Raw genomic sequence first — 7423 nt, 5'->3', positions numbered from 1 at the left:
GCTGCTATTCTCCTTTACAGTTCAATACATATACAGCAATAAAAAAATATAGTGCATTTATGTGATAAGTAAATACGTTCATTTTACGACTAATCCACAAAATCACAAGTTGTGGATAATACTTAACCAAAGGCTGTGATAAAAATTATCCACAGCATATCAACAGTTGTGGATAAAAGATTAGTTCGTTTTAGTTTTCAACAAAGTGAAGCACAGTAATCGTATCAGAAAAACAAAGCTATTTCAATAGTTTATGAAACTTATCCACATAACTTTGATTTACTCACTTTCAAGTTGTCCACAAGCACTGCTTATGTGAAAAAGCTGTAGATAACCGTTGTGGATAAAAAATAATGCAAAAAATACTATACACAAGTCTGTGTAAAAAAAACAAGTATTCTGTGGATAATTTAAAAGAAAGGAAAGATAAACATAGAATTGGCGAATTGAAAGAAATTTATAAAATACATTGACAAAATAGCTAATTACTTTATATAATATGCAGGTCTGTATGTTGAAAAATTCAACTTTCATTCAGGAGGTGTCTATATACAATGAAACGTACTTACCAACCAAAGAAACGTAAGCACAGCAAAGTTCACGGTTTCCGCGCACGTATGAGCACGAAAAACGGTCGCAAAGTTCTTGCTGCTCGTCGTCGTAAAGGAAGAAAAGTTTTATCAGCATAAAATAAGTCCACTGAGCCACATCAGTGGTCTTTTTTTTCTTTATTTTTTGAAGCCGTTAAGGATCAAAAGAATAATTCAGTAGCAGGTGAAAGTAATGAAAAAACGCCAACGAGTGAAAAAGAATGAGGATTTTCAAAAGGTGTTTAAAAAAGGTAAATCTTTCGCGAATCGTCAGTTTGTCGTTTATTTTTTGCCGAAAGAGGGACAAACAGAATTTCGTGTAGGGTTATCTGTTAGTAAGAAGCTTGGGAATGCGGTAACACGCAACCAAATTAAACGTTATATTCGACAAAGTATTCATGAGATAAAAGATGAATTAAAGGCGAATATGGACTATGTTATTATCGCCAGACATCCGGCGGCCACTATGGATTTTCATGAAGTGAAACAAAGTTTGCAGCATGTACTACGAATTGCTAGAGTATTGAAGAAATCGTAATACATACAGCAACCAAAGTGGCGATAAAGTACACTTTTAAAAGGGTCCACAATAACTTATGTAAATGTAGTTAGTACCTTTACTGCATGCGCACATATTTATTGGCATATTTAGTAGAGTGAAAGCTATTTTGCATGATAAAATAACTGATAACTTTATTCAGTTGAAAAAATAAAATTGAATAGAGACAATGCATATAGATTTTTAGAAAAGTGAATAGTATTTGTAGGGGGAAGACGGTTGAAAAAACAACTTTGGGTAATTTTGTCGCTAGTATCAGTAGCATTACTACTATCTGGGTGTACAGAATTTAATGATCCAATATCCAAAGATAGCCAAGGCTTCTGGAATGAATTCATTGTTTGGCCGTTAGTATCAGCGATAAAATATTTTGCTGATTTACTTGGTACGTATGCATGGGGGATTATTGCAGTAACAATTATTATTCGTTTAGCAATACTGCCATTGATGATTAAACAGACAAAGAGCTCGAAAAAAATGCAAGAAATTCAGCCAAAATTGAAGGAATTGCAGAAGAAGTATGCTTCTAAGGATGCACAAACACAGAAACAGTATCAGCAAGAAATGATGAAGCTGATGAGTGAGTCCGGTGTAAACCCAGTTGCTGGATGTTTACCAGTAATCATTCAAATGCCAATTTTAATTGGTTTTTATCACGCAATTAGTCGAATGAACGCTACAGCTGCTTTTGATTTAGGAAATTTCTTTATCTTCCCATTAGCAGACCCTGCGCCAGCGTTAGCAATAATTGCTGGTATTATGCAATTTTTCGTATTACGTACGGGCCCAGCAATGGACAACCCTCAGATGAAAATTATGATTTACATTATGCCATTCATGATTATCGGTTTTGGTATGGCACTACCAGCTGCATTATCACTTTATTGGGTAATCGGGAATATTATCTCGATTCTTCAAAACCTGTATATTTATAAACCTTGGCAAAACAACAAAACACAACCTGCTCAAAATGGAGGGGCTAAAAAGTGAAACAACTTACGCAAATAGGCGCAACAACACAAGAAGCGATCTCATTGGCGTTACAGAAACTTGGCAAAACCCGTGAACAAGTAGATGTTGAAGTTTTACAAGAAGGTAAAAAAGGATTTTTAGGTTTTGGAGCACGTTCTGCAGAAGTACGTGTGACTGTAAAAGAAATACAAGTTCGTCCAACTACAGAAATAGTAAAAGTAGCTGAGCAAGACGAAACGGCTAAAGAACAATTGAACGAACAAAAAGTAGTGGATGACGTTGCAAAATTAAGTTCACAAGTTTCGGAACAACCAATGGACATCGAAGCTGTTCAACAAGCCATTAAAGAGGAAGAAGATAACACTGTAAATCCAATTGAAGAAGCAAAAGCTTATATAGTTAGTATAGCGGAGCAATTGGGAATTCAAGATCTTGATATTGAAACGGCCCGTGAAGGTAAATATGTGCTGTTTCAATTGAAAAGTGAGAAGGCTGCACTACTTATAGGGAAACGCGGTCAAACGTTAAATTCTTTACAACAATTAACACAACTCGTTTTAAATAAAACCGCTAAACAGTTCTTAATGGTGAAATTAGACGTAGAAAACTATCGTGAACGTCGACAACAAGCTTTAGAGCAACTGGCGGATCGTATGGCTGATAAGGCACTTCGGTTAAATCAACGTGTGGCATTTGAACCGATGCAATCATACGAAAGAAAAATTATTCATAATCAATTAGCGAATCGTCTGGATATCGAAACATATTCAGAAGGCACAGAACCAAACCGCTATTTAGTTATTGAACCAGTAAAGAACGCTTAGACTTTCTTTACGTAAAGGCATACAGACATATGCTAAAAAAACCGGTCATTTTATCGTTATGATAAAGTGACCGTTTTTTTACTGTCTGAAACAGGAAGATAATGTGACAGTACGACAAGTCGGAAAATGTCGGATAGTGCAACTTTTAAAGCGAAAATGATGAGGGTTAAGTAATTTATTTATCCACAATTGGAAATGATCCTTACTTTAGATTTTTTCGAAAATATGTTAGTCTAAGATGTTAGAAAGTGTTGATCGGTTTTATTTATCCACATGTGGATAACGTTAAGGAGGTAATACAATGGAGTTCGATACAATTGCTGCGATATCCACACCGATGGGTGAAGGAGCTATTGCCATAGTTCGCTTAAGTGGTGATGAAGCAGTAGCTATTGCAGATAAGATTTTTAAAGCGCCTGGTGGAAAAAGTTTAAAGAAGCAGGCTTCACATACAATTCATTATGGACACTTAGTAGATCCTAAAACAAATGAGGTAGTAGAAGAAGTAATGCTATCGTTAATGCGAGGACCAAAAACGTTCACGCGTGAGGATGTAATAGAGATCAACTGCCATGGAGGACTCGTTTCAGTTAATCGCGTATTAAAATTAGCATTAACAAATGGGGCGAGATTGGCAGAGCCAGGTGAATTTACAAAACGTGCGTTTTTAAATGGGCGTATTGATTTATCACAGGCAGAAGCGGTGATGGATTTAATTCGAGCGAAGACAGATCGTGCGATGAATGTTGCACTTGGTCAAATGGATGGGAAATTATCTCGCCTTATCGGTGATTTGCGCCAAGCATTGCTAGAGACTTTAGCGCAAGTAGAGGTTAATATAGATTATCCAGAGTATGATGATGTAGAAGAAATGACAGTGCCTGTATTACTTGAAAAATGTACATGGGTACGCAATGAAATCATTAAACTTTTACAAACATCCTCTCAGGGCAAAATTTTACGTGAAGGCTTATCGACTGTTATTTTAGGGCGACCAAATGTAGGGAAATCTTCACTTTTAAATAGTTTAGTCCAAGAAAATAAAGCAATTGTGACAGATATTGCAGGTACAACTCGTGATATTATAGAAGAGTACGTAAATGTACGTGGGGTACCACTTCGTTTAGTCGATACAGCCGGCATTCGTGAAACAGAAGATATTGTGGAGCGAATTGGCGTTGAACGTTCTCGTGAGGCGTTACGTGGAGCAGACTTAATTTTATTCGTACTAAACTATGCGGATGAATTAACGATTGAGGATGAACGTCTATTCGAAACAATTGAGGCGATGGATTATATCGTTATTGTCAATAAAACCGATTTACCGCAAAAAATTGATTTAGCCCGTGTAAAAGAATTAGCAGGTAGTCATCGTATTGTGACCACTTCTCTTTTACAAGAAGAGGGAATAGCAGAATTAGAGGAAGCAATAGCTGCATTATTCTTCGGGGGTCAAATTGAAGCGGGCGATTTAACATATGTATCGAATGCACGTCATATCGCATTACTCCACCAAGCGCAAGCGACGGTAGAGGACGCACTAGCTGCAGCACAGGCTGGTGTACCTGTTGATATGGTGCAAATAGATGTAACAAGAACTTGGGAAATACTTGGTGAAATTATTGGAGATACGGTGCAAGAAAGCCTTATCAATCAACTATTTTCACAGTTCTGTTTAGGGAAATAATTCTACTAGAGAAGGGAAGATACGAGCATGCCAACACAATATGAGGCAGGCACGTTTGATGTGATTGTTATAGGGGCAGGACATGCAGGTTCAGAAGCTGCCTATGCTGCTGCTAAAATGGGTGCCAACACGCTCATGCTAACAATCAACTTAGATATGATTGCATTTATGCCATGTAACCCATCCATCGGTGGTCCTGCAAAAGGGATTGTCGTTCGTGAAATTGACGCACTAGGTGGGTTAATGGGGAAAGTTATAGATAAAACGCATATTCAAATGCGTATGTTAAATACAGGGAAAGGTCCAGCTGTACGTGCATTACGCGCCCAAGCGGACAAAATACTCTACCAACACGAAATGAAACGTGTGTTAGAAGAAAATGAAAATTTAACAATTCACCAAGCAATGGTAGAAGAGCTTATTATAGAAGATGGCGAAGTAAAAGGTGTTATTACACAAATTGGCGCAATTTATCGTGCCAAGGCAGTAGTTGTAACAACTGGTACATTCCTTCGTGGTGAAATTATTATTGGAGACATGAAATATTCAAGCGGTCCTAATAATCAACAGCCATCTATTCGCTTAGCAGACAATTTAAAAGAATTAGGTTTTGACCTTGTACGCTTCAAAACAGGTACACCACCTCGTGTCAATAGCCGTACAATTGATTATTCAAAAACGGAAATACAACCAGGCGATGATGTACCACGTGCATTTAGCTTTGAAACAACTGAATTTATCATGGACCAACTACCATGTTGGCTAACATATACAAGCCCTCAAACACATGAAATTATTGAGGCAAATTTACATCTTTCACCAATGTACTCAGGGATGATTAAAGGAACAGGTCCGCGCTATTGTCCTTCAATCGAAGATAAAGTCGTACGATTTAATGACAAGCCACGCCACCAAATTTTCTTAGAACCAGAAGGTCGCAATACAAGAGAAGTGTACGTCCAAGGTTTATCAACAAGCTTACCTGAGCATGTGCAACATCGTTTGTTAAAATCAATTCCAGGATTAGAACAAGCGGAAATGATGCGTGCAGGTTACGCAATCGAATACGATGCAATCGTTCCAACGCAATTATGGCCAACATTGGAAACAAAACGCATTAAAGGTTTATATACAGCCGGTCAAATTAATGGAACATCTGGTTATGAAGAAGCAGCTGCTCAAGGTTTGATGGCGGGTATGAACGCTGCTGCCAATGTCCTTGGTAAAGAAGAACTGATTTTAAGTCGTTCAGAAGCTTACATCGGTGTATTAATTGACGATTTAGTAACAAAAGGTACAAATGAGCCATATCGTCTCCTTACATCTCGTGCTGAATATCGTTTACTACTTCGTCATGACAATGCAGATTTACGTTTAGTTGAACGTGCTTACAAAATGGGCATGATATCACAGCAACGTTATGAAAAATTCATGGAGAAAAAAGCGTTAATTGAAAATGAAATTGCACGCCTTCGTGAAGTAATCATTAAACCAAACGAAACAACACAAGCTACCATTCGCTCTGTAGGTGGTAGTGAACTGAAAGATGGTATACGTGGCGCCGATTTATTAAAACGCACGGAAATGCACTATGATTTAGTGTCTTCGTTAATACCAGCTGAAATTGAATTTTCCGATGAAGTGAAAGAACAAATTGAAATTCAGCTAAAATATGAAGGTTATATTGAAAAAGCATTGCAACAAGTTGAAAAGCTTCATAAAATGGAAAATAAAAAAATTCCAGAGAACATTGATTATGATGCCATTTCAGGTCTTGCAACAGAAGCACGACAAAAATTAAAACAAGTAATTCCGCTTTCCATTGCACAGGCGTCTCGAATTTCAGGGGTAAATCCTGCAGATATTTCGATTCTACTTGTTTACATTGAACAAGGGAAAATCGCACGTGTAAGTGGTGAATAATAGCGCAACAACAAAGTGAATAAGAGGCGGGCATACCATTGTGCCCGCTTCCTATTTTTAAGGCTATGTTATCCTTCAACGTTTTGTTATTTGCGTCCAAACAAATATTGAGCCATTTTTTAAAGGAGACCTTACATGAACGAACAACAATTTATTGAGGCATTGAAGGACAAGGGGATAGAACTTTCTGACAAGCAACTAGCACAGTTCAAAAAGTATTTTGAACTGCTTGTCGAGTGGAATGAAAAGATGAACCTAACAGCAATCACAGATTTTGAAGGTGTCTATTTAAAACATTTCTATGATTCTATTAGTGCCTCATTTTATTTTGATTTTACACAGGTAACAACCGTTTGTGATGTAGGAGCTGGAGCTGGTTTCCCTAGTATTCCAATTAAAATCTGCTTCCCTCATTTACAAGTAACAATTGTAGATTCTTTAAATAAACGCATTACATTTTTAAATCATTTAAGTGAAGAATTACAGTTAGATCATATGCATTTTGTCCATGCTCGTGCAGAGGAATTTGGTCAAAATATCAAATATCGTGAACAATTTGATGTTGTAACAGCCCGTGCAGTAGCTCGCTTATCTGTACTATCGGAATTATGTGTACCACTAGCAAAACAGGGTGGTTACTTTGTTGCGTTAAAGGCAGCGGCAGGTCCAGAAGAATTAAAAGATGCCAAAAAAGCATTAGTCACTTTAGGTGTTACATTAAAAGAAGAGTATTCTTTTACTTTACCTGTTGAAGAAAGTGAACGTACTTTATATGTTTTTGATAAAATAAAAGGAACGCCAAAAAAATATCCGCGTAAGCCTGGTGTACCAAATAAAACACCTATTCAATAATTAGTGTTTCATGTGA

The 7423-nt window shown here is 37.1% G+C and carries 7 protein-coding genes; all 7 read left to right on the top strand.

Features of this window, described 5'->3' with window-relative positions:
* Positions 1–554 precede the first annotated feature (554 nt).
* Positions 555–689, top strand: coding sequence for a 50S ribosomal protein L34 (rpmH, locus tag MKY08_RS22265; RefSeq protein ID WP_004233310.1), 135 nt, complete (start codon positions 555–557; stop codon positions 687–689).
* Between the two features lie 94 nt (positions 690–783).
* On the top strand, positions 784–1128 hold the full coding sequence (gene rnpA / locus MKY08_RS22260) for a ribonuclease P protein component (protein WP_069514022.1): 345 nt from the start codon (positions 784–786) through the stop codon (positions 1126–1128).
* A 240-nt stretch (positions 1129–1368) separates the two neighbouring features.
* On the top strand, positions 1369–2139 hold the full coding sequence (yidC, locus tag MKY08_RS22255; RefSeq protein WP_024364630.1) for a membrane protein insertase YidC: 771 nt from the start codon (positions 1369–1371) through the stop codon (positions 2137–2139).
* Positions 2136–2945: an RNA-binding cell elongation regulator Jag/EloR gene (gene jag, locus MKY08_RS22250; RefSeq protein WP_069514025.1), complete on the top strand. Its 810-nt coding sequence runs from the start codon at positions 2136–2138 to the stop codon at positions 2943–2945. Before yidC ends, jag begins: the two co-directional genes overlap by 4 nt.
* 301 nt (positions 2946–3246) lie before the next feature.
* A complete protein-coding gene (gene mnmE / locus MKY08_RS22245) occupies positions 3247–4632 on the top strand; it encodes a tRNA uridine-5-carboxymethylaminomethyl(34) synthesis GTPase MnmE (protein ID WP_069514027.1) in 1386 nt (461 codons plus the stop codon).
* A 27-nt stretch (positions 4633–4659) separates the two neighbouring features.
* Entirely contained in the window at positions 4660–6555 is a 1896-nt protein-coding gene (mnmG, locus tag MKY08_RS22240) for a tRNA uridine-5-carboxymethylaminomethyl(34) synthesis enzyme MnmG (RefSeq protein WP_069514030.1), read from the top strand.
* Between the two features lie 135 nt (positions 6556–6690).
* Complete coding sequence (gene rsmG, locus MKY08_RS22235; protein ID WP_069514033.1) at positions 6691–7407, top strand: 16S rRNA (guanine(527)-N(7))-methyltransferase RsmG; 717 nt, start codon at positions 6691–6693, stop codon at positions 7405–7407.
* Positions 7408–7423 lie beyond the last annotated feature (16 nt).

Origin of the sequence: Lysinibacillus sp. FSL M8-0337, assembly GCF_038593855.1 — a bacterium.
Lineage (GTDB): Bacteria > Bacillota > Bacilli > Bacillales_A > Planococcaceae > Lysinibacillus > Lysinibacillus sphaericus_D.
This window is presented reverse-complemented; position numbering and strand designations above follow the sequence as displayed.